We start from the raw sequence: 21710 nt of genomic DNA, 5'->3' as shown, positions 1-21710 counted from the left end.
GGCCGCGGCCACGTGACCATGTTCGCCCGCCCGACCATCCCGGTCGCGGCGGCCGCTTCTGATATTTCCGCCCCGGCTCAACCGGCCCGCGGCAAACCTCAGCAACGCCCGCCGTCCTGGTCGCCGCGCAACTGGCCGGTCCGATGGAAAGTGTTCACGATCGCGCTTCTGCCGCTGGTAGTGGCGATGGTGTTAGCAGGATTGCGGGTCGAGGCTGCGATGGCCAGCACCAGCGGCCTGCGGCTGGTCGCCGCGCGCGCCGAAATGATACCCGCGATCACGAAATACATGTCGGCGCTGGACGTCGCCGTGCTGGCCAGCTCGACCGGACACGATGTGGAGGGGGCGCAGAAAAACTTCACCGCCCGCAAGTACGAGCTGCAGACGCGACTGGCCGACACCGACGTCATCGCAGACGTGCGGTCGGGAGTGAACACGCTGCTCAACGGCGGTCAGGCGCTGCTGGATAAGGTGCTGGCCGACAGCATCGGCTTGCGGGATCGGGTCACCGCCTACGCGCCGCTGCTGTTGACGGCCCAGAACGTGATTGACGCGTCGGTGCGGGTTGACAGCGAGCAAATCCGAACCCAGGTGCAGGGTTTGAGCCGAGCCGTTGGCGCCCGCGGGCAGATGACGATGCAGGAGATCCTGGTGACTCGCGGCGCCGACCTTGCCGAGCCGCAACTGCGCAGCGCGATGGTTACCCTGGCCGGCACCGAACCCTCGACGCTGTTCGGGATGAGCGCGGCGCTCGGTGCAGGCTCGCCGGACACCAAGAATCTGCAGCAGCAAATGGTGACCAGGATGGCGATCATGTCCGATCCGGCCGTTGCACTGGTCAACAACCCAGAGCTGCTGCACTCGATACAGATCACCCGCGACATTGCCGAGCAGGTGATCACCGACACCACCGAGGCGGTGACGAAGTCGGTGCAAAGCCAGGCCACCGACCGGCGGGATGCCGCGATTCGCGACGCCGTGCTGGTGTTGGCCGCCATCGCGACCGCGATCGTCGTCGTGTTGGTGGTGGCGCGCACGCTGGTCGGGCCGATGCGGGTACTGCGTGATGGGGCGCTCAAGGTTGCTCATACCGATCTCGACGGCGAGATCGCGGCGGTCCGCGCCGGCGACGAGCCGATCCCCGAGCCACTGGCGGTGTACACCACCGAGGAAATCGGTCAGGTCGCGCATGCGGTCGACGAGCTGCACACCCGGGCCCTGTTGCTGGCCGGCGAGGAAACGCGGTTGCGACTGCTGGTCAACGAGATGTTTGAGACCATGTCGCGGCGTAGCCGTTCCCTGGTCGACCAGCAGCTGTCGGTCATCGACCAACTGGAGCGCAACGAGGAGGATCCCGCCCGACTCGACAGCCTTTTCCGGCTCGATCACCTGGCCGCCCGGCTGCGCCGCAACAGCGCCAACCTGCTGGTGCTGGCCGGTGCGCAGATTACCCGTGACCACCGCGAGCCGGTGCCGCTGTCAACCGTGATCAGCGCCGCCGTGTCAGAGGTCGAGGACTATCGCCGCGTCGACATCGCGAGGGTACCCGACTGTGCGGTAGTCGGCGCAGCGGCTGGTGGCGTCATTCATCTGCTTGCCGAGCTGATCGACAACGCGTTGCGCTACTCGTCACCGACCACACCCGTTCGGGTTGCCGCCGCAATCGGCAGCGAAGGCAGTGTTCTGCTGCGAATCTCGGATTCCGGCCTGGGCATGACCGATGCCGATCGGCGGATGGCCAATATGCGGCTGCGGGCCGGCGGTGAGGTCACCCCGGATAGTGCCCGGCACATGGGTCTGTTCGTAGTCGGCCGGCTGGCCGGTCGGCACGGCATCCGAGTCGGGCTGCGCGGTCCGGTGACCGGTGAACAGGGCACCGGCACCACCGCCGAGGTCTACCTGCCGCTAGCCGTGCTCGAGGGGACGGCCCCAGCGCAGCCGCCAAAGCCGCGGGTATTTGCGATCAAGCCGCCGTGTCCTGAACCCGCGGCGGCCGATCCGACGGACGTTCCCGCCGCCATCGGGCCGCTACCACCGGTCACGTTGCTCCCGCGCCGTACCCCGGGGTCCAGTGGCATCGCCGACGTCCCGGCCCAGCCGATGCAGCAGCGGCGGCGCGAGCTGAAAACACCCTGGTGGGAGGATAGGTTTCAACAGGAGCCCAAACAACCGCCCGCACCAGAACCGCGACCGGCGCCGCCGCCCGCCAAACCCGCGCCACCGGCGGGCCCGGTTGATGACGACGTCATCTACCGGCGGATGCTCTCCGAGATGGTGGGTGACCCGCACGAGCTGGCCCACAGCCCCGATCTGGACTGGAAGTCGGTGTGGGACCACGGCTGGTCGGCGGCCGCCGAGGCCGCGGACAAGCCCGTGCAGTCCCGCACGGACTACGGCCTGCCGGTGCGCGAACCCGGGGCCCGGTTAGTGCCGGGGGCGGCGGTGCCTGAGGGACCCGATCGGGAGCATCCGGGTGCAGCGCTAGCATCCAACGGCGGACTTCATCCCGGCCGAGCGCCGCGGCACGCGGCTGCGGTACGCGACCCCGACGCGGTTCGTGCCTCCATCAGCAGCCATTTCGGCGGCGTGCGCACCGGGCGGTCGCATGCCCGCGAGAGCAGTCAGGGACCCAATCAGCAATGAAAGCCCGCTTGCCGGACAGCCCGCTTGACTGGCTGGTGTCGAAGTTCGCCCGCGAGGTTCCCGGGGTGGCCCATGCATTGCTGGTGTCGGTCGACGGGCTTCCCGTGGCGGCCAGCGAACATCTACCACGCGAACGCGCCGATCAGTTGGCCGCGGTGACGTCCGGGCTGGCCAGCCTGGCCGGCGGCGCCGCGCAACTGTTCGACGGCGGGCAGGTGCTGCAGTCGGTGGTTGAGATGCAGAACGGCTACCTGCTGTTGATGCAGGTGGGAGACGGGTCGGCGCTGGCGGCGCTGGCCGCGACCGGATGCGATATCGGCCAGATCGGTTATGAGATGGCCATCCTTGTCGAGCGGGTGGGCGGCGTTGTTCAATCCTGCCGGCGATAGACCGAAGGCGGGCCTGGTCCGCCCCTACACGCTGACCGCCGGACGTACCGGTACCGACGTCGACCTTCCGCTTCAGGCGCCGGTGCAGACCCTGCCGGCGGGACCGGCTGGCCGCTGGCCGGCCTACGACATGCGACGCAGGATCTTGCAATTGTGCATTGGCAGTCCGTCGGTCGCGGAAATCTCGGCTCGGCTGGATTTGCCGGTGGGTGTGGCGCGTGTGCTGGTCGGTGATCTGGTCACGTCCGGTTACCTTCGGGTGCACGCGACCTTGACCGACCGATCGACCCGCGACGAACGCCACGAACTCATAGGAAGGACCCTGCGTGGCCTTAAAGCACTCTGAGGCATCCGGCACCGCGTCGACGAAGATCGTCATCGCGGGCGGATTCGGGTCCGGCAAGACCACATTCGTCGGCGCTGTTTCGGAGATCATGCCGTTGCGCACCGAAGCGATGGTCACCGATGCCTCCGCCGGCGTCGACATGCTGGAGGCCACTCCCGACAAGCGGAGCACCACGGTGGCGATGGACTTCGGCCGCATCACCTTGGGCGAGGATCTGGTGCTTTATCTATTCGGTACCCCGGGCCAGCGCCGGTTCTGGTTCATGTGGGACGACCTGGTGCGTGGTGCCATCGGGGCGATCGTCTTGGTCGACTGCCGGCGTCTGCAGGACAGCTTTGCGGCGGTCGACTTCTTCGAACACCGCAACCTGCCGTTCTTGATCGCCATCAACGAGTTCGACAGCGCGCCAAGGTATCCGGTTAGCGCGGTGCGCGACGCGTTGACGCTGCCCGCACACATTCCGGTGATCAATGTTGACGCCCGCAATCGCAGGTCGGCGACCGATGCACTGATCGCGGTGAGCGAATACGCGCTGGCCACCCTGTCTCCTGCGGGCGGTTGAAAAGCGTTGCAGCAGTGGGTTGATTGCGAATTCACCGGTCGAGACTTCCGCGACGAGGACCTTAGCCGCCTGCACACCGAACGGGCGATGTTCAGCGAATGCGATTTCAGCGGCGTGAATCTGGCCGAGTCACAACACCGAGGGTCGGCGTTTCGTAATTGCACCTTCGAACGGACGACACTGTGGCACAGCACATTTGCCCAGTGCAGCATGTTGGGCTCGGTCTTCGTGGCTTGCCGGCTGCGGCCGCTGACGTTGGACGACGTGGATTTCACGCTCGCCGTGCTCGGCGGAAATGATCTGCGTGGTCTCAACTTGACCGGCTGCCGGTTGCGAGAGACCAGCCTGGTGGATACCGACTTGCGCAAGTGCGTGCTGCGCGGCGCCGACCTCAGTGGTGCCCGTACCACGGGCGCCCGGCTGGATGACGCCGACTTGCGGGGCGCGACCGTGGACCCGGTATTGTGGCGGACCGCGTCGTTGGTGGGTGCGCGTGTCGACGTCGACCAAGCCGTGGCCTTTGCGGCGGCGCACGGGCTGTGCTTGGCAGGGGGCTAGATCGGTGAGCCGGGACGCGACGACGGGGTGCGTGACAGCCGTCCGATGATGCCCTGGTGATGGCCGACCTCGAAGGTGATCCACGGCCCGGTGGGCTTCCCGATGTTGATAGTCAGGCCGTCATAAATGTCGACTTCCGACACCCGCTGGCCGTCGACGAACATCCCGCTCTGCGAATCGTTGTCGATCGCGATCCAATTGCCCCGATCGAAGCGCAGCAACAGGTGTGCACGGGCGATCAGCGGGTGCGCCACGCGCATGTCGGCACGAAGATCACTCCCGACAACCACGTCGCGGCCCGCGGCGAAGCATTGCTGCGACCGATCGGACCGAACTGTCAGCACCGGTGGATGGGGTCGACTCATCGGTTCAAATTATGCTGCGCGCGGTCAATAGTGCTTGAGCCGGATTCGCGCGGGGAAGTCAACCGGATTTCCGGCACAATGGGTTGCACTTCTTCACGGTGGCGTCAATCTGGACGCTATGGAGCCCCGGTGACCACACAGTGAGTGCGGCGATAAATCGTGGCCATGCACTGATTACAGTGTGTGCACGCCGACCGCACCTGGCTGCCTTCGGCCGCGATCCGATTGACCAGGTCGGGCTCGGCGAGCAGCGCCCGAGCCATCGCGACGAACTCGAACCCTTCGGCCATCGCCAGGTCCATGGTCGTTCGGTTGGTGATGCCGCCCAGCAGAATCAGCGGGATTGTCAGCTCGGCGCGAAACAACCGAGCCTCGCGTAACAGATAGGCATCGCGGTAGGGGTATTCGCGGAAAAACCTATGGCCGGTCATCCGGATGCCCCAGCGCAGCGGTGGTTTGAACGCGGCGGCGAACTCCTTAACCGGCGCGTCGCCGCGGAACAAATACATCGGGTTGACCAGCGAGCTGCCCGCGGTGAGCTCGATCGCGTCTAGCCCGCCGTCGTCCTGCAGCCACCTGGCGGTGGTCAGTGCCTCGTCGACTGTGATGCCGCCGCGGATGCCATCGGTCATGTTGAGCTTGGCGGTCACCGCGACCTGCTGCCGGACGGCGCGGCGCACGGCCATCACCAATCCGCGAGCTACCTTCGCCCGGTTCTGCAACGAACCGCCGAACTCGTCATCACGCCGGTTGAGCAGCGGAGACAGAAACGCGCTCGCCAGATAGTTATGCCCCAAATGGATTTCGACGGCGTCGAAGCCGGCGTCGACGGCCAGCCGGGCGGCATGGGCGTGCGCGGCCAGCACATCGTCGATGTCCTCGCGGGTCGCCTTCTGGGCGAACCGCATAGCGATCGGATTGAAGAACCGCACCGGAGCCAGCGCGGTCGCCTGGTTGGAGCGGGCGTCGGCCACCGGGCCGGCGTGGCCGATCTGGGCGCTGATCGCCGCCCCCTCGGCGTGGATCGCCTCGGTGAGCCGGCGCAGTCCCGGCACCGCATGCGGGCGCATCCAGATCTGGTTGCCGCCGGTGCGTCCGCCGGGGGAGACCGCGCAATAGGCGACGGTGGTCATGGCGACCCCGCCCGCGGCCGGCAGCCGGTGGTACTCGATCAGGTCATCGGTCACCAACGCGTCAGGTGTGCGGGCCTCGAAGGTGGCGGCCTTGATGACCCGGTTACGCAGCGTGAGCGGACCGAGTTTGGCCGGGTTGAACACGTCCGGGGCTTCGCAGCTGCCGGGAGCCACATGGGGAGCTTAAGCCCGCCGGAATACCACCAGCCCCCAAATCAGTAGTGGTATCGGGCCTTCAGCATCGTGACTTCGTCGTCGCCCGCTCGATACACCAGCCGGTGTTCGTCGTCGATCCGGCGCGACCAGTATCCCGACAACTCACCTTGGAGCGGCTCGGGTTTGCCGATCCCGCTGAACGGATCACGCTGAATTTCTCCGATCAACCGGGTGATCCGACGGGCCGTTTTGCGATCAGCGGCCAGCCAGAACAAGAAGTCCTCCCAGGCATCGGGATCGAAGTTGACGCTTCTCACTCCTCGCCGCCGGCCATCTCCCGCAGCTCATCTACAGACTTGGTGAAAGCCGAGTGCCCAGCCTTATCCCGGGCAACCGCTTCCATCAACCGCCTGGCGTTCTCCGGTGAGCGCAGCAGATAGACCGTTTCCTGCCACGCGTCGTAGTCGTCGGCGGACATCAGCACCGCATCGCCGGCCCGGGAGGTGATCCGCACCGGCTGGTGATCGGTATTGACCTGTTCGATGAGTGGAAACAGGCGCTGCCTCGCCTCGCTCGCACTGATGCTCATGCGTCCTCTCTTAGAAAGATGTACGGATAATCTGTACCACAATGGTACAAGTTGTCCGTACGGTGAGCGCGTGAGCGGGTCGTCGCCATCGGCACCGCGGACACGCATGCCAGACTGGCTGGCGTGGGCGCGATCATGCTGGACGGCAAGGCTACCCGCGACGAGATCTTCGGTGACCTCAAGCAGCGGGTGGCCGCATTGGACGCGGCGGGCCGCACGCCCGGCTTGGGCACCATCCTGGTCGGTGACGATCCGGGGTCGCAGGCCTACGTGCGCGGTAAGCACGCTGATTGCGCCAAGGTGGGCATCACGTCGATTCGCCGCGACCTGCCCGCCGACATCAGCACCGCCACGCTGAATGAGACCATCGACGAACTGAACGCCAACCCCGACTGCACCGGCTACATCGTGCAGTTGCCGTTGCCCAAGCATCTCGACGAGAACGCGGCGTTGGAGCGCGTCGACCCGGCCAAGGACGCCGATGGGTTGCACCCGACCAACCTGGGCCGGCTGGTGCTGGGCACCCCGGCGCCGCTGCCGTGTACTCCGCGCGGCATTGTGCACCTGCTGCGGCGCTACGACATCTCGATCGCCGGCGCGCATGTGGTCGTTATCGGTCGTGGTGTGACGGTGGGCCGGCCGCTGGGGCTGTTGCTGACCCGGCGCTCGGAGAATGCCACCGTGACGTTGTGCCACACCGGTACCCGCGACCTGCCCGCGTTGACCCGGCAGGCCGACATCGTCGTGGCCGCGGTCGGGGTGGCGCACCTGTTGACGGCTGACATGGTGCGCCCGGGTGCCGCGGTAATCGACGTCGGCGTCAGCCGCACTGATGACGGACTGGTCGGCGACGTGCATCCCGATGTGTGGGAGCTCGCCGGCCACGTGTCACCCAATCCGGGCGGCGTGGGCCCGTTGACCCGGGCGTTCTTGTTGACCAATGTCGTGGAGCTGGCTGAGCGGCGATGACCGTGAGGGCCGTTTTCCGGCGCACTGTTGGCGCCCAGTGGCCGATCCTGCTGGTTGGGTCGATCTTCGCGGTGGGGTTCGTGCTGGCGGGGGCTAACTTCTGGCGCCGTGGTGCGCTGCTGATCGGTATCGGCGTTGGGGTGGCGGCGGTGCTGCGGTTGGTGTTGTCCGAGGAACGGGCCGGCCTGTTGGTGGTGCGCAGCAAGGGGATCGATTTCGTGACGACCGTGACGGTCGCGGCGGCCATGGTCTACATCGCATCCACGATCGATCCGTTAGGGACCGGCTAGGAGCCGCGCACGCCTAGGACCCGGGCAGCCCCGGCATGTCTGGCAGGGCCGGCAGGTTGCCGCTGGCGACGTCTGCCATCACCGAGGGGCAGTACATCGAAATCGCGATACTGGTGAAGGTTTGCGCCATGTCCTGGGACATGCCTTGGGCGCGCGCCACAACGCTGGCTACCGCGGTGTTAAACGACCCGCCGGGCTCGGCCAGGATCGGGCAGACGGACTGACCCAGCGCTTTGGCGTCGACCGGATCGCCGTAGTTGACGCCGGCATTGTTCAGCGCGGCGATGAACGCGTCGTCGACGGGGTTTGCCTGTGCTGGCGCGGCGAAGGCCGCGGCGGTGAGAATGCCCGCGGATGCCGCCAGCAGTCGCAGCGTCAGGGTCTGATGGCGCCGTAGGTTCATCTCAGGAACCTTGGTCCATGGTCGTCACATTTGGGACACGAAGTTATAAAGGTTTGCGCTCTGGCGCGTTCTGATACCGGCCGGGGTTCTCGATACGACACGATCGCGGTCGTGATGTCTCGCCAGACGTTTCTTCGCGGCGCCGTCGGAGCGCCGGCGACGTCGGCGGTCTTCCCGACGATATTGGCGCGCGCAACACCGGGTGATGGGTGGGCCAGTCTGGCCTCATCGATAGGCGGGCAGGTGCTGCTGCCGGCCAACGGCAGGGCGTTCACGAGCGGAAAGCAGATCTTCAATTCGAACTACAGCGGCTTGAATCCGGCCGCGGTGGTGACGGTCGCCTCGCAGGCAGACGTCCAGAAGGCGGTTTCGTAGCGGCGGCCAGCAAGCTTAAGATCGCTGTGCGCGGCGGCGGACATTCCTGCATCGGCGCCTCGTCGGCCAATGGCGCCATGGTGCTCGATCTGCTGGGCCTACCGGTGCATTTCGACAGCGCCACGAGAAACGTACGGTGTCGGCCGCGACCGATCTCTATGCGGTCCATCAAGCGTTGGCCGGTGAGAGCCGGGCGATTCCGACCGGCAGCTGCCCGACCGTGGGTGTGGCGGGTTTGACCCTGGGCGGCGGGTTAGGCGCCGATTCTCGCCATGCGGGGTTGACCTGCGATGCGCTCAAGTCGGCGACGGTGGTGTTGCCCGGCGGTGATGCGGTGAGCGCGTCTGCCGACGACGCGGAGCTGTTCTGGGCGCTTCGTGGCGGCGGGGGCGGCAGCTTCGGGGTGACGACATCGATGACGTTCGCGAGGTTCCCCACCGCGGACTGCGATGTCGTCCGTGTCGATTTCGCGCCGTCTGCGGCCGCGCAGGTGCTGGTCGGCTGACAGACGTGGCTGGCCGGGGCCGACCGCACCACGTGGGGTCTGGTTGACCCCGCGGTCAGCTCATCCGGAGGCAATTGTCATGTGCTGGCGAGCTGCCCGGCGCGGTCCGGCGCGGCTGTCGCGGATGCGATCAAGGCCGCGGTTGGAGTGCAACCCAGTGGAGTTGAGCACAAGACGCTGCGCCGTATGGACCTGGTGAGGTATCTGGCCGGCGGCCATACGACCTATCCGCCGGAGGGCTTCGTGGCTGGATCCGATGTCATCGGGACGACGAATCCGGCCGCGGCCCAAGCCATCGTCGCCGCCATCGGAACATGGCCACCCGCTGCGGGCCGCGCGTCGGCTCTGATCGATTCGCTGGGCGGCGCGGTGGGCGACATGGACCCGGAGGGCTCGGCATTTCCCTGGTGCCGCCAGTCCGCTGTGGTGCAGTGGTATGTCAACACCCCCAGCGACGGCCAGGTGGCAACGGCCAACAAATGGCTGAGCGACGCACACCACGCGGTGCAACACTTTTCGGTCGGCGGCTATGTCAACTACCTGGAGGCCAACGCCGCGGCGTCACAATACTTCGGCGCGAACTTGTCGCGGCTGACCACAGTGCGGCGCAAGTACGATCCCGACCGGATCATGTACTCGGGTCTGGATTTCTCTACCAGACAGGTCGCTGAGCGACTTTTACCCGCTCTCGGCTTCCGAGTGAGGTTCGGGGTTTTGGTAATCAGGTGCGCACTGTGCACTGACACTGTGAAACGCTTGGGAACTTTGCCCAACCTTACGTGGTCGCGCTTAAAAGTGAACGTCGCAGTGACCCAAGAACAGGCTGGGGTCATGGATTTGCCGGCGCTGCCGGTTCGGCGCACGCCGCGGCGGTGAGCATGCTCGCGGACTCCGCCAGCAGTCGAAGTGTCAGGGCAGATGACGCCCTGCCGCTCGCCGGTCTGGACAGGGCATATGTGCATTTTGCTGCGGCGTCTGTGCAAAGTGCACCCAGTACCCGCGATTATCGGGGAATCGTTCTTGGGCCGTTGGCAATGCGAGCAAAATTATCGGGGCGTCGACACGTCATGTGGGGGGTGTCGGTGGGGATTGGTGTCGGGCTGGGAAGGGGAATGGGTGATGGAGTTTCCGGTGTTGCCCCCGGAAATCAACTCCGTGCTGATGTATTCGGGTGTGGGGTCGAGCCCGTTGCTGGCGGCGGCCGCGGCGTGGGATGGGCTGGCTGAGGAGTTGGGGTCGGCGGCGGCGTCGTTTGAGTCGGTGACGTCGGGGTTGGCCGCGGGGGGGTGGCAGGGCGCGGCGGCGGCGGCGATGGCGGCCGCCGCGGCGCCGTATGCGGGGTGGTTGGGTTCGGTGGCGGCCGCGGCCGAGGCGGTGGCCGGGCAGGCGCGGGTGGTGGTGGGGGTCTTTGAGGCGGCGTTGGCGGCGACGGTGGATCCGGCGCTGGTGGCGGCCAACCGGGCGCGGCTGGTGGCGTTGGCGGTGTCGAATCTGTTGGGGCAGAACACGCCGGCGATCGCGGCCGCCGAGGCCGAGTACGAGCTGATGTGGGCCGCCGATGTGGCGGCGATGGCCGGCTACCATTCCGGCGCGTCGGCTGCTGCCGCGGCGTTGCCGGCGTTCAGCCCACCGGCGCAGGCGCTGGGGGGAGGTGTCGGCGCGTTCCTTACCGCCCTGTTCGCCAGCCCTGCGAAGGCGCTGAGCCTGAATGCGGGTTTGGGCAATGTCGGCAATTACAACGTCGGGTTGGGCAATGTCGGGGTGTTCAACCTGGGCGCGGGCAATGTGGGTGGGCAGAATCTGGGTTTCGGGAATGCCGGTGGCACCAATGTCGGGTTCGGCAACCTCGGTAACGGGAATGTCGGGTTCGGCAACTCCGGTCTGGGGGCGGGCCTGGCCGGCTTGGGCAATATCGGGTTGGGCAATGCGGGCAGCAGCAACTATGGTTTCGCAAACCTGGGTGTGGGCAACATCGGTTTCGGCAACACCGGCACCAACAACGTCGGCGTCGGGCTCACCGGCAACCACCTGACGGGTATCGGGGGCCTGAATTCGGGCACCGGGAATATCGGGTTGTTCAACTCCGGCACCGGGAATGTGGGGTTCTTCAATTCGGGGACCGGGAATTTCGGGGTGTTCAACTCGGGTAATTACAACACGGGTGTCGGTAATGCGGGGACGGCCAGCACGGGGTTGTTCAATGCCGGCAATTTCAACACCGGCGTGGCGAACGTGGGCAGTTACAACACCGGTAGTTTCAACGCCGGTGACACCAACACCGGTGGCTTCAACCCCGGCGGTGTGAACACCGGCTGGCTGAACACCGGCAACACCAACACCGGCATCGCCAACTCGGGCAACGTCAACACCGGCGCGTTCATCTCGGGCAACTTCAGCAACGGCATGTTCTTGGTGGGTGACTACCAGGGCCTGTTCGGCTTCGCCGGAGGGCCCGCGATCCCCGCAATCCCGATCGGCCTGGTGCTCAACGGCGACATCGGCCCGATCACCATCCAGCCGATCCCGATCCTGCCCACCATCCCGCTCAGCATTCACCAAACCGTCAACTTGGGCCCGCTGGTGGTTCCCGACATCGTGATCCCCGCCTTCGGCGGCGGTATCGGCATACCCATCAACATCAGCCCGCTGACCATCACACCCATCACCCTGTTTGCCGCCCAAGATTTCGACATCAGACTGCCCTTCCCCCGCCTCAGCTTAGGGAAAATCACCATTCCTGAAATCAAATCCGTTGATTCTGGCGGCAACACCGCGAGCTTGATCGGCCCCATCGTTATCGACACCACCATTCCCGCCGCCAACACTCCCCAACTTAACTTAAGGGTCATCTGGGATACCCCCAAGGTCACGCTGTTCCCGAATGGCATCAGTGTTCCCGATAATCCCTTGGGGTTGCTGGCGACCGTGTCGATCAGTAACCCGGGCTTTACCATTCCCGGGTTCAGTGTTCCGGCGCAGCCGTTGCCGTTGACGATCGATATCGAGGGCCAGATCGACGGGTTCAGCACCCCGCCGATCACGATCGATCGCATCCCCCTGACCGTGGGGGGCGGGGTCACGATCGGCCCCATCACGATCCAGGGCCTTCATATCCCGGCGGCGCCGGGAGTGGGGAACACCACCACGGCCCCGTCGTCGGGATTCTTCAACTCCGGTGCGGGTGGGGTGTCGGGTTTCGGCAACGTCGGTGCGGGCAGCTCGGGCTGGTGGAACCAGGCGCCGAGCGCGCTGTTGGGGGCCGGTTCGGGTGTTGGCAACGTGGGCACCCTGGGCTCGGGTGTGCTCAACCTGGGCTCAGGGATCTCGGGGTTCTACAACACCAGCGTGTTACCTTTCGGGACACCGGCGGCGGTGTCGGGCATCGGCAACCTGGGCCAGCAGCTGTCGGGGGTGTCGGCGGCGGGAACCACGCTGCGCTCGATGCTCGCCGGCAACCTCGGGTTGGCCAATGTGGGCAACTTCAACACCGGGTTCGGAAATGTCGGGGACGTCAACCTGGGTGCGGCCAACATCGGTGGGCACAACCTGGGCCTGGGCAATGTGGGGGACGGCAACCTGGGGTTGGGCAACATCGGCCATGGCAACCTGGGGTTTGCCAACTTGGGCCTGACCGCCGGCGCGGCGGGGGTGGGCAATGTTGGTTTCGGCAATGCCGGCATCAACAACTATGGCTTGGCGAACATGGGTGTGGGCAATATTGGGTTTGCCAACACCGGCACGGGCAACATCGGGATCGGGCTGGTCGGGGACCATCGGACCGGGATCGGGGGCTTGAACTCCGGCATCGGCAATATCGGGTTGTTCAACTCCGGCACCGGCAACGTCGGGTTCTTCAATTCCGGGACCGGCAACTTCGGCATCGGGAACTCCGGCAGCTTCAACACGGGGATCGGTAACTCCGGGGTGGCCAGCACCGGGGTGTTCAACGCCGGCAGCTTCAGCACCGGCATCGCCAACACCGGTGACTACAACACGGGCAGCTTCAACGCCGGCGACACCAACACCGGTGGCTTCAACCCCGGCGGCATCAACACCGGCTGGTTCAACACCGGGCATGCCAACACCGGGTTGGCCAACGCGGGCACCTTCGGCACCGGCGCCTTCATGACGGGCGACTACAGCAACGGCCTGTTGTGGCGGGGCGGCTACGAGGGCCTGGTCGGCGTCCGCGTCGGGCCCACGATCTCCCAATTCCCGGTCACCGTGCACGCGATCGGCGGGGTGGGCCCGCTGCATGTGGCGCCCGTCCCGGTACCCGCCGTGCACGTCGAGATCACCGACGCCACCGTCGGCCTGGGTCCGTTCACCGTCCCACCGATCAGCATTCCCTCACTTCCCATCGCCAGCATCACCGGAAGCGTGGACCTGGCCGCAAACACCATCTTGCCGATTCGCGCTCTTGACCCGCTCGCCGGCAGGATAGAACTCCAGCTCGATCGGTTCCGCCTCAGCGACCCGCTAATCGTCATTGAAAAAGTCCAACTAGGCTTCCTGGCACTAAGGAACATTACGGTCCCCGGCCTCGAGGTCTCGATCTTGCTCACCAATCGGCCAATTCCGGTTACCCTGGACTTCGATACCAACGACCCCTGGATTCTTTTCCCGAATGGTTTCACCATTCCCGCGCAAACCCCGGTGACCGTGGGTATGGAGGTCGCCAACGACGGGTTCACCTTCTTCCCGGGTGGGCTGACCTTTCCGCGGGCGTCGGCCGGGGTCACCGGACTGTCCGTGGGGCTGGACGCGTTCACGCTGTTGCCCGACGGGTTTACCCTCGACACCGTGCCGGCGACCTTCGACGGCACCATCCTTATCGGCGATATCCCGATCCCGATCATCGATGTGCCGGCGGTGCCGGGGTTCGGCAACACCACCACGGCCCCATCGTCGGGGTTCTTCAACACCGGCGGCGGCGGTGGATCGGGGTTCGCCAACGTCGGCGCGGGCACGTCGGGCTGGTGGAACCAGGCGCACGACGTGTTGGCGGGGGCGGGCTCGGGCATTGCCAACGCCGGCACGCTGAGCTCGGGTGTGCTGAACGTCGGCTCGGGGATCTCCGGGTGGTACAACACCAGCACCCTGGGAGCGGGCAACCCGGCGGTGGTCTCGGGTATCGGCAACCTCGGCCAGCAGCTGTCGGGGTTCTTGGCAAACGGGACCGTGCTCAACCGGAGCCCCATTGTCAATATCGGGTGGGCCGATGTGGGCGCGTTCAACATCGGGTTGGGCAATGTGGGGGACCTCAACTGGGGTGCGGCCAACATCGGCGCGCAAAACCTGGGCCTGGGCAATCTCGGCAGCGGCAACGTCGGGTTCGGCAACATCGGCGCCGGCAACGTCGGGTTCGCCAACTCGGGTCCGGCGGTGGGCCTGGCCGGCCTGGGCAACGTGGGGTTGGGCAATGCCGGCAGCAACAACTGGGGGCTGGCCAACCTGGGTGTGGGCAACATCGGGTTGGCCAACACCGGCACCGGCAACATCGGGATCGGGCTGGTCGGCGACCACCAGACCGGCATCGGGGGCCTGAACTCGGGCAGTGGCAATATCGGATTGTTCAATTCCGGCACCGGCAATGTCGGGTTCTTCAACACCGGCACCGGAAACTTCGGATTGTTCAACTCCGGTAGTTTCAACACCGGCATCGGTAATAGCGGAACCAGCAGTACTGGGCTCTTCAATGCCGGCAACTTCAACACCGGTATCGCCAACCCCGGGTCGTACAACACGGGCAGCTTCAATGTGGGTGACACCAACACCGGTGGTTTCAACCCGGGCAACATCAACACCGGCTGGTTCAACACCGGCCACGCCAACACCGGGGTTATGAATACGGGCACCCTCAACACCGGCGTCCTCATGTCGGGGACCCACAGCAACGGCGTGCTGTGGCGCGGCGACCACGAGGGCCTGTTCGGCCTGTCCTATGGCATCACGATCCCGCAATTCCCGATCCGCATCACCACGACCGGCGGAATCGGCCCCATCGTCATCCCGGACACCACGATCCTTCCGCCGCTGCACCTGGAGATCACCGGCGACGCGGACTACGGCTTCACCGTGCCCGACATCCCCCTCCCCGCCATCCACATCGGCATCAACGGCGTCGCCACCATCGGCTTCACCGCCCCGGCCACCACCCTGCTGTCCGCGCTGCGCAATACGGGAACTTTCGAGATTGGCCCCGACATCACCATCTCGAATATCAATATTCCGCCGATAGCTTTCCAGACCCCCATTCCATTATTGGAGTCGGGCACAATCGGCCCGATTAATTTCGCTCCAATCGTGTTCGGGATTAGTTCGCCGCTCCCGGAAATCGAGCCCATCCCACTGGATGCGATTTCGTTGAGTGAGTCGATTCCTATCCGCATACCCGTTGATATTCCGGCCTCGGTCATCGACGGGATTGCGATGTCGGAGGTGTTGCCGATCGATGTGTCCGTGGACATCCCGGCGGTCACGATCACGGGCACCACCATTTCCGCGATCCCGCTGGGCTTCGACATTCGCACCAGTGCCGGACCCCTCAACGTCCCGATCATCGACATCCCGGCGGCGCCGGGCTTCGGGAACTCGACCCAGATGCCGTCGTCGGGGTTCTTCAACACCGGCGCCGGCGGCGGATCGGGCATCGGCAACTTGGGTGCGGGCGTGTCGGGCCTGCTCAACCAGGCCGCCGCGGGGTCAGTGGTGGGGACACTCTCGGGGCTGGGCAATGCCGGCACCCTGACCTCGGGTGTGCTGAACTCCGGCACCGCCATCTCCGGGCTGTTCAACGTGAGCACGCTGGACGCCACCACCCCGGCGGTGATCTCGGGGTTCAGCAACCTCGGCAACCAGGTGTCGGGGGTGTCCATCGATGGCCTGATCGCGATCCTCACCTTCCCACCTCCGGAATCCGTATTCGATCAGATCATCGACGCGGCCATCGCCGAGCTGCAGCACCTCGACATCGGCAACGCGTTGGCCCTGGGCAACGTCGGCGGGGTCAACCTCGGTTTTGCCAACGTCGGCGAGTTCAACCTGGGTGCGGGCAACGTCGGCAACATCAACGTCGGCGCCGGCAACCTCGGCGGCAGCAACCTGGGCCTCGGCAACGTCGGGACCGGCAACCTCGGGTTCGGCAATATCGGCGCCGGCAATCTCGGATTCGGCAACGCGGGCCTGACCACCGGCGCGGCGGGCCTGGGCAATGTGGGGTTGGCCAACGCCGGCAGCGGCAACTGGGGGTTGGCCAACGTGGGTGTGGGCAATATCGGGTTGGCCAACACCGGCACCGGCAACATCGGGATCGGGCTGACCGGGGACTACCGGACCGGGATCGGCGGCCTGAACTCGGGCACCGGGAACCTCGGGTTGTTCAACTCGGGCACCGGCAACATCGGGTTCTTCAACACCGGGACCGGGAACTTCGGGTTGTTCAACTCCGGCAGCTACAGCACCGGTGTCGGGAATGCGGGCACGGCCAGCACCGGGTTGTTCAACGCGGGGAACTTCAACACCGGCCTGGCCAATGCCGGCTCCTACAACACCGGCAGCCTCAACGTGGGCAGCTTCAACACCGGCGGCGTCAACCCGGGCACCATCAACACCGGCTGGTTCAACACCGGCCACACCAACACCGGCCTGTTCAACACCGGCAACGTCAACACCGGCGCGTTCAACTCCGGCAGCTTCAACAACGGGGCGCTATGGACCGGTGATCGCCACGGGCTGGTCGGCTTCTCCTTCAGCATCGACATCACCGGCAGCACCCTGCTGGACCTCAACGAAACCCTCAACCTGGGACCGGTCACCATCGAGCAGATCGACATCCCGGGCATGTCGCTGTTCGACGTCCACGAAATCGTCAACATCGGACCCTTCACCATCCCGCAGGTCGACGTTCCCGCGATACCGCTGGACATCCACGAAGCGATGCAGATCCCGCCCATCGTCTTGCTGCCCGCCACTACCATTCCCGCCCAGACCATCACCATCCCGCTCGACATCCCCGGCGGATCCGGGTCAACCACGACGCTGCCGCTCTTCGAGCTGAGAGTCGACGGCTTCAGGGAGATTTGGACCGTCGGGTCGACCCCGCCGAAGCCCCAGAACCCCTTCGACCCCATCCCGGCGCCCACCACCGGCATCACCATTCACACCGGCCCAAGCCCGGCAAGCACCGGCAGATTACAGATCAGCATCCCAGGCATCGATATCCCGTTGATCGCTACCACGCGGTTCCTGGTGAATGTGGACATCAGTGGTGGTCTGCCGGCCTTCACCCTATTCCCGGGTGGCCTGACGATCCCCACGGACGCGATCCCGTTAACGATCGACGCGTCCGGCGCGCTGGATCCGATCACGATTTTCCCCGGCGGGTACACCATCGACCCGCTGCCGCTGAACATCGCGTTGAATCTCACCGTGCCCGACAGCAGCATCCCGATCATCGACGTCCCGCCGACCCCAGGGTTCGGGAACACCACGGCGACCCCGTCGTCGGGTTTCTTCAACTCCGGCGCCGGCGGGGTGTCGGGGTTCGGAAACGTCGGGTCGAACCTGTCGGGCTGGTGGAACCAGGCGCACGCCGCGGCGGCGGGGTCGGGATCGGGCGTGCTCAATGTCGGCACGCTGTCATCGGGCGTGCTCAATGTCGGCTCGGGGGTGTCGGGGATCTACAACACCAGCGTGTTGCCGCTCGGCGCGCCGGCGTTGCTGTCGGGCCTGGGCAATGTTGGCCAGCAGCTGTCGGGGTTGTCGGCGGCCGGGACCGCGCTCAGCCAAAGCCCGATCATCAACCTGGGGCCGGCCGATGCGGGCAACTTCAACCTGGGATTGGGCAACGTCGGCGACGGCAACTGGGGTGCGGCCAATATCGGCGACGTCAACCTGGGGTTGGGCAACATCGGCGCCGGCAACCTCGGCTTCGCCAATATCGGCCACGGCAACATCGGGTTCGGCAATTCGGGTCTGACCGCGGGCGCGGCCGGGATCGGCAACATGGGGTTCGGCAATGCCGGCAGCGCCAACTATGGTTTCGCCAACGTGGGTGTGCGGAATATCGGTGTGGCCAACACCGGCAGCGGCAATATCGGGATCGGCTTGGTGGGGGACAACTTAACCGGTATCGGGGGCCTGAACTCCGGTGCCGGCAATATCGGCTTGTTCAACTCCGGCACCGCCAACATCGGCTTCTTCAACTCCGGCACCGGCAACTTCGGCATCGGTAACTCGGGCAGCTACAACACCGGTATCGGTAATAGCGGAACGGGCAGTACTGGGCTGTTCAATGCCGGCAGTTTCAACACCGGTGTGGCCAACCCCGGCAGCTACAACACGGGCAGCTTCAACGCCGGCGACACCAACACCGGGGGGTTCAACCCGGGCAACGTCAACACCGGCTGGTTCAACACCGGGCACACCAACACAGGCATCGCCAACTCCGGCACCGTCGGCACCGGCGCGTTCATGTCGGGCAACTCCGCTAACGGCATCCTGTGGCGGGGCGACTACCAGGGCCTGTTCGGCCTGTCCTACAACCTCGAAGTTCCGAGAATCACCATCGTGGACGCCCACTTCGACGGCGGCTTCGGACCCGTGGTCATCCCGCCCATCCCGGTGCCGGCCATCAATGCGCAGCTGACCGGAAACGTCGCTATGGGCTCCTTCACCATTCCGCAGATCGATATTCCCGCGCTCACCCCAAACGTCACCGGAAGTGTCACCGTCGGCCCCATCAGGGTGCAATCCGTGACCGTGCCCGGCGTGCCTTTCATCTCAATAGACCAAATACTCGACGCCGCGGTCGGGGCGGAAATGAGGATAGACCCTCTCATAATATGGACTGACGATCCTGATTTTGGGGTAAATTGGTTTGCATTCGGGTCGATGGACACCGTTCCGGCAACCGGCCAAATCGTTTTCGGCGCCGGCTCGAACACCGGAAGTTCTCTCGCTATTCTTGTCTCCAGCCTGGCGTTTAACACCCCGGCATTGAACATTCATCAGATCCCGCTCGGTTTCCAGGTGCCTGGCAGCGTCGACGCGATCACCCTCTTCCCCGGTGGTCTGACGGTCCCGGCGAACTCGCTGCTGAACCTGGACGTGACCGCCGGCGGCGGCGGCGTGGACATCCCGGCCATCACCTGGCCCGAGATCGCGGCGAGCGCCGACGGCTCGGTGTATGTCCTCGCCAGCCAGATTCCGCTGATCAACATCCCGCCCACCCCGGGCATCGGGAACAGCACCACCACCCCGTCGTCGGGCTTCTTCAACGCCGGCGCGGGTGGGGGATCGGGTTTCGGCAACTTCGGCGCGGGCACCTCGGGCTGGTGGAACCAGGCGCACACCGCGCTGGCCGGGGCGGGCTCGGGTCTTGCCAACGTTGGCACGCTGCATTCCGGTGTGCTCAACCTGGGCTCGGGTGTCTCGGGCATCTACAACACCAGCACGCTGGGGGTGGGGACCCCGGCGCTGGTCTCAGGCCTGGGCAACGTCGGCCAGCAACTGTCGGGGCTGCTTTCCGGCGGGTCCGCGGTCAACCCCATCAGCACCCTCAACATCGGGTTGGCCAACGTGGGCACCCACAATCTCGGGTTCGGCAATGTCGGGGAGGTCAACCTGGGGGCGGGCAACCTCGGTGGGAACAACCTCGGGTTGGGCAACATCGGCGCCGGCAACCTGGGGTTCGGCAACATCGGCCACGGCAACGTCGGATTCGGCAACTCGGGTCTGACCGCGGGCGTGCCGGGCCTGGGCAATGTGGGGTTGGGCAATGCCGGCGGCAACAACTGGGGTTTGGCCAACGTGGGCGTGGGCAACATCGGGTTGGCCAACACCGGCACCGGCAACATTGGGATCGGGCTGACCGGCGACCACCAGACCGGCATCGGCGGCCTAAATTCCGGTGCGGGCAACATCGGCCTGTTCAACTCCGGCACCGGCAACGTCGGGTTCTTCAACACCGGGACCGGCAACTTCGGGTTGTTCAACTCGGGGAGTTACAACACCGGGATCGGCAATGGCGGAACGGGCAGCACTGGGCTCTTCAATGCCGGCAGTTTCAACACCGGCCTGGCCAACGCCGGCAGCTACAACACGGGCAGCTTCAACGCCGGCGACACCAACACCGGGGGCTTCAACCCGGGCAGCATCAACACCGGCTGGCTCAACACCGGGCACGCCAACACCGGGGTGGCCAACGCGGGCAATGTCAACACCGGCGCCTTCGTCACCGGCAACTTCAGCAACGGCATCCTGTGGCGCGGCGACTACCAGGGCCTGGCCGGCTTCGCCGTGGGCTACACCCTCCCGCCGTTCCCCGCGGTGGGCGCCGACGTCAGCGGCGGGATCGGCCCGATTACCGTGCTGCCGCCCATCCACATCCCGTCCATTCCGGTGGGCTTCGCCGCGACCGGCGGCATCGGGCCGATCACCATCCCGGACATCACCGTTCCGGCCATCCACCTGGGCATCGCCCCCACCGTCAACGTGGGCACCATCACCGTGGACCCGATCACCGTCACCACCCCGGCCGTCCAGGTCAGGATCAGCCAATCTGACGTCATCAGCACGTCGGGACCAAGCTCAGCAATCTGGCTCAGCTCCACCCTTATACCGAACATCCAGATCTCCCCCGAGAGCAACGGGGGAGGAACTTCCACGCAGCTGGGATTCGTGGTGGGGCCCATCGACATTCCCGCCGCGACGTTGAACTTCCCGGGATTCACCATCCCCCTCGACCCGATCGACATCGGCCTGCCGGTGTCGCTGACCATCCCGGGGTTCACCATCCCGGGCGGCACCCTGATCCCCACCCTTCCGCTGGGCCTCGCGTTGTCCAATGGCATCCCGCCCGTCGACATCCCGGCCATCGTTCTCGACCGGATCTTGCTGGACCTGCACGCCGACACCACTATCGGCCCGATCAACGTCCCGATCGCCGGGTTCGGCGGGGCGCCGGGTTTCGGGAACTCGACCACGCTGCCGTCGTCGGGCTTCTTCAACACCGGAGCTGGCGGCGGTTCGGGCTTTAGCAACACCGGCGCGGGCATGTCGGGATTGCTCAACGCGATGTCGGATCCGCTGCTCGGGTCGGCGTCGGGCTTCGCCAACTTCGGCACCCAGCTCTCCGGCATCCTCAACCGCGGCGCCGGCATCTCGGGCGTGTACAACACCGGCGCGCTGGGTGTTGTCACCGCGGCCGTCGTCTCGGGTTTCGGCAACGTCGGCCAGCAACTGTCGGGCTTGCTCTTCACCGGCGTCGGGCCCTAACGGATTCTTAAATGCACGCCGGTGGTCACGCCGTGTGTGCGGCGGTAACTCTGGTGTGGGCGCAACGACGCTAAATTTTGCGCCGACACCGGGCCCTTGCTGATATGGGGGCTCTTCAACCTTGACCGGGCAGGTAGCTCGTTGATCT

Annotated in this window: 16 protein-coding genes; 11 read left to right on the top strand and 5 right to left on the bottom strand. The window is 65.7% G+C overall.

What is annotated here, in order from left to right; genetic code table 11:
* Positions 1 to 12 precede the first annotated feature (12 nt).
* Genes MCAN_RS17845 through mfpA form a run of 5 tightly spaced genes read left to right on the top strand, consistent with a single transcriptional unit; the run spans position 13 to position 4498 of the window.
* On the top strand, positions 13 to 2643 hold the full coding sequence (locus tag MCAN_RS17845) for a sensor histidine kinase (RefSeq protein WP_003900676.1): 2631 nt from the start codon (positions 13 to 15) through the stop codon (positions 2641 to 2643).
* On the top strand, positions 2640 to 3032 hold the full coding sequence (locus tag MCAN_RS17840; protein ID WP_003417776.1) for a serine protease inhibitor: 393 nt from the start codon (positions 2640 to 2642) through the stop codon (positions 3030 to 3032). The genes MCAN_RS17845 and MCAN_RS17840 overlap by 4 nt, the downstream gene beginning before the upstream one ends.
* Complete coding sequence (locus MCAN_RS17835) at positions 3010 to 3378, top strand: DUF742 domain-containing protein (RefSeq protein ID WP_003417772.1); 369 nt, start codon at positions 3010 to 3012, stop codon at positions 3376 to 3378. Before MCAN_RS17840 ends, MCAN_RS17835 begins: the two co-directional genes overlap by 23 nt.
* A complete protein-coding gene (locus MCAN_RS17830) occupies positions 3359 to 3940 on the top strand; it encodes a GTP-binding protein (protein ID WP_003417769.1) in 582 nt (193 codons plus the stop codon). Before MCAN_RS17835 ends, MCAN_RS17830 begins: the two co-directional genes overlap by 20 nt.
* A 6-nt stretch (positions 3941 to 3946) precedes the next feature.
* Complete coding sequence (gene mfpA / locus MCAN_RS17825) at positions 3947 to 4498, top strand: pentapeptide repeat protein MfpA (RefSeq protein WP_003417767.1); 552 nt, start codon at positions 3947 to 3949, stop codon at positions 4496 to 4498.
* Here the strand turns inward: mfpA and MCAN_RS17820 are convergent.
* The 4 genes from MCAN_RS17820 to relJ all read right to left on the bottom strand — a co-directional run bounded on the left by MCAN_RS17820 (position 4495) and on the right by relJ (position 6741).
* The gene (locus MCAN_RS17820; RefSeq protein ID WP_003417765.1) at positions 4495 to 4863 is read right to left on the bottom strand and encodes an FHA domain-containing protein; all 369 of its coding nucleotides are present in this window, start codon (positions 4861 to 4863) and stop codon (positions 4495 to 4497) included. The two genes, mfpA and MCAN_RS17820, sit on opposite strands and share 4 nt — an antisense overlap.
* Before the next feature lie 116 nt (positions 4864 to 4979).
* Positions 4980 to 6170, bottom strand: coding sequence for an NADH:flavin oxidoreductase (locus tag MCAN_RS17815; protein ID WP_003900033.1), 1191 nt, complete (start codon positions 6168 to 6170; stop codon positions 4980 to 4982).
* A gap of 41 nt (positions 6171 to 6211) precedes the next feature.
* Positions 6212 to 6469 carry a Txe/YoeB family addiction module toxin gene (locus MCAN_RS17810; RefSeq protein ID WP_003417760.1) on the bottom strand — a complete coding sequence of 86 codons (258 nt, stop codon included), beginning with the start codon at positions 6467 to 6469 and terminating at the stop codon, positions 6212 to 6214.
* Complete coding sequence (gene relJ / locus MCAN_RS17805) at positions 6466 to 6741, bottom strand: type II toxin-antitoxin system antitoxin RelJ (RefSeq protein WP_003417757.1); 276 nt, start codon at positions 6739 to 6741, stop codon at positions 6466 to 6468. The genes MCAN_RS17810 and relJ overlap by 4 nt, the downstream gene beginning before the upstream one ends.
* 123 nt (positions 6742 to 6864) lie before the next feature.
* Here relJ and MCAN_RS17800 point away from each other — a divergent pair, with 123 nt between their 5' ends.
* Positions 6865 to 7710, top strand: a complete 846-nt coding sequence (locus tag MCAN_RS17800) for a bifunctional methylenetetrahydrofolate dehydrogenase/methenyltetrahydrofolate cyclohydrolase (RefSeq protein WP_003417751.1) — start codon at positions 6865 to 6867, stop codon at positions 7708 to 7710.
* Positions 7707 to 8000, top strand: coding sequence for a DUF3017 domain-containing protein (locus MCAN_RS17795; RefSeq protein ID WP_003417749.1), 294 nt, complete (start codon positions 7707 to 7709; stop codon positions 7998 to 8000). Before MCAN_RS17800 ends, MCAN_RS17795 begins: the two co-directional genes overlap by 4 nt.
* A 13-nt stretch (positions 8001 to 8013) precedes the next feature.
* Here the strand turns inward: MCAN_RS17795 and MCAN_RS17790 are convergent, their stop codons facing one another.
* On the bottom strand, positions 8014 to 8403 hold the full coding sequence (locus tag MCAN_RS17790) for a DUF732 domain-containing protein (RefSeq protein ID WP_014001707.1): 390 nt from the start codon (positions 8401 to 8403) through the stop codon (positions 8014 to 8016).
* A 114-nt stretch (positions 8404 to 8517) separates the two neighbouring features.
* Between MCAN_RS17790 and MCAN_RS23750 the strand changes: the two genes are divergently transcribed.
* The 4 genes from MCAN_RS23750 to MCAN_RS22860 all read left to right on the top strand — a co-directional run bounded on the left by MCAN_RS23750 (position 8518) and on the right by MCAN_RS22860 (position 21562).
* Positions 8518 to 8778: a hypothetical protein gene (locus tag MCAN_RS23750; protein WP_014001706.1), complete on the top strand. Its 261-nt coding sequence runs from the start codon at positions 8518 to 8520 to the stop codon at positions 8776 to 8778.
* 136 nt (positions 8779 to 8914) lie between these two features.
* On the top strand, positions 8915 to 9283 hold the full coding sequence (locus MCAN_RS23745; RefSeq protein ID WP_014001705.1) for an FAD-binding protein: 369 nt from the start codon (positions 8915 to 8917) through the stop codon (positions 9281 to 9283).
* A 186-nt stretch (positions 9284 to 9469) separates the two neighbouring features.
* On the top strand, positions 9470 to 10159 hold the full coding sequence (locus MCAN_RS23740) for a BBE domain-containing protein (RefSeq protein ID WP_003917774.1): 690 nt from the start codon (positions 9470 to 9472) through the stop codon (positions 10157 to 10159).
* A 243-nt stretch (positions 10160 to 10402) separates the two neighbouring features.
* Positions 10403 to 21562, top strand: coding sequence for a PPE family protein (locus MCAN_RS22860; protein WP_014001703.1), 11160 nt, complete (start codon positions 10403 to 10405; stop codon positions 21560 to 21562).
* Positions 21563 to 21710: the final 148 nt, after the last annotated feature.

Origin of the sequence: Mycobacterium canetti CIPT 140010059 (assembly GCF_000253375.1) — a bacterium.
Lineage (GTDB): Bacteria > Actinomycetota > Actinomycetes > Mycobacteriales > Mycobacteriaceae > Mycobacterium > Mycobacterium tuberculosis.
The sequence above is the reverse complement of the archived record's forward strand: the minus strand, read 5'-3'. Positions and strand labels throughout refer to the sequence as shown.

Coding starts and splice junctions, on each gene's coding strand:
- MCAN_RS17840 (WP_003417776.1), top strand. CDS start 2,640: ATGAAAGCCCGCTTGCCGGACAGCCCGCTTGACTGGCTGGTGTCGAAG.
- MCAN_RS17820 (WP_003417765.1), bottom strand. CDS start 4,863: ATGAGTCGACCCCATCCACCGGTGCTGACAGTTCGGTCCGATCGGTCG.
- relJ (WP_003417757.1), bottom strand. CDS start 6,741: ATGAGCATCAGTGCGAGCGAGGCGAGGCAGCGCCTGTTTCCACTCATC.
- MCAN_RS17795 (WP_003417749.1), top strand. CDS start 7,707: ATGACCGTGAGGGCCGTTTTCCGGCGCACTGTTGGCGCCCAGTGGCCG.
- MCAN_RS17790 (WP_014001707.1), bottom strand. CDS start 8,403: ATGAACCTACGGCGCCATCAGACCCTGACGCTGCGACTGCTGGCGGCA.
- MCAN_RS23750 (WP_014001706.1), top strand. CDS start 8,518: ATGTCTCGCCAGACGTTTCTTCGCGGCGCCGTCGGAGCGCCGGCGACG.
- MCAN_RS23740 (WP_003917774.1), top strand. CDS start 9,470: ATGGACCTGGTGAGGTATCTGGCCGGCGGCCATACGACCTATCCGCCG.
- MCAN_RS22860 (WP_014001703.1), top strand. CDS start 10,403: ATGGAGTTTCCGGTGTTGCCCCCGGAAATCAACTCCGTGCTGATGTAT.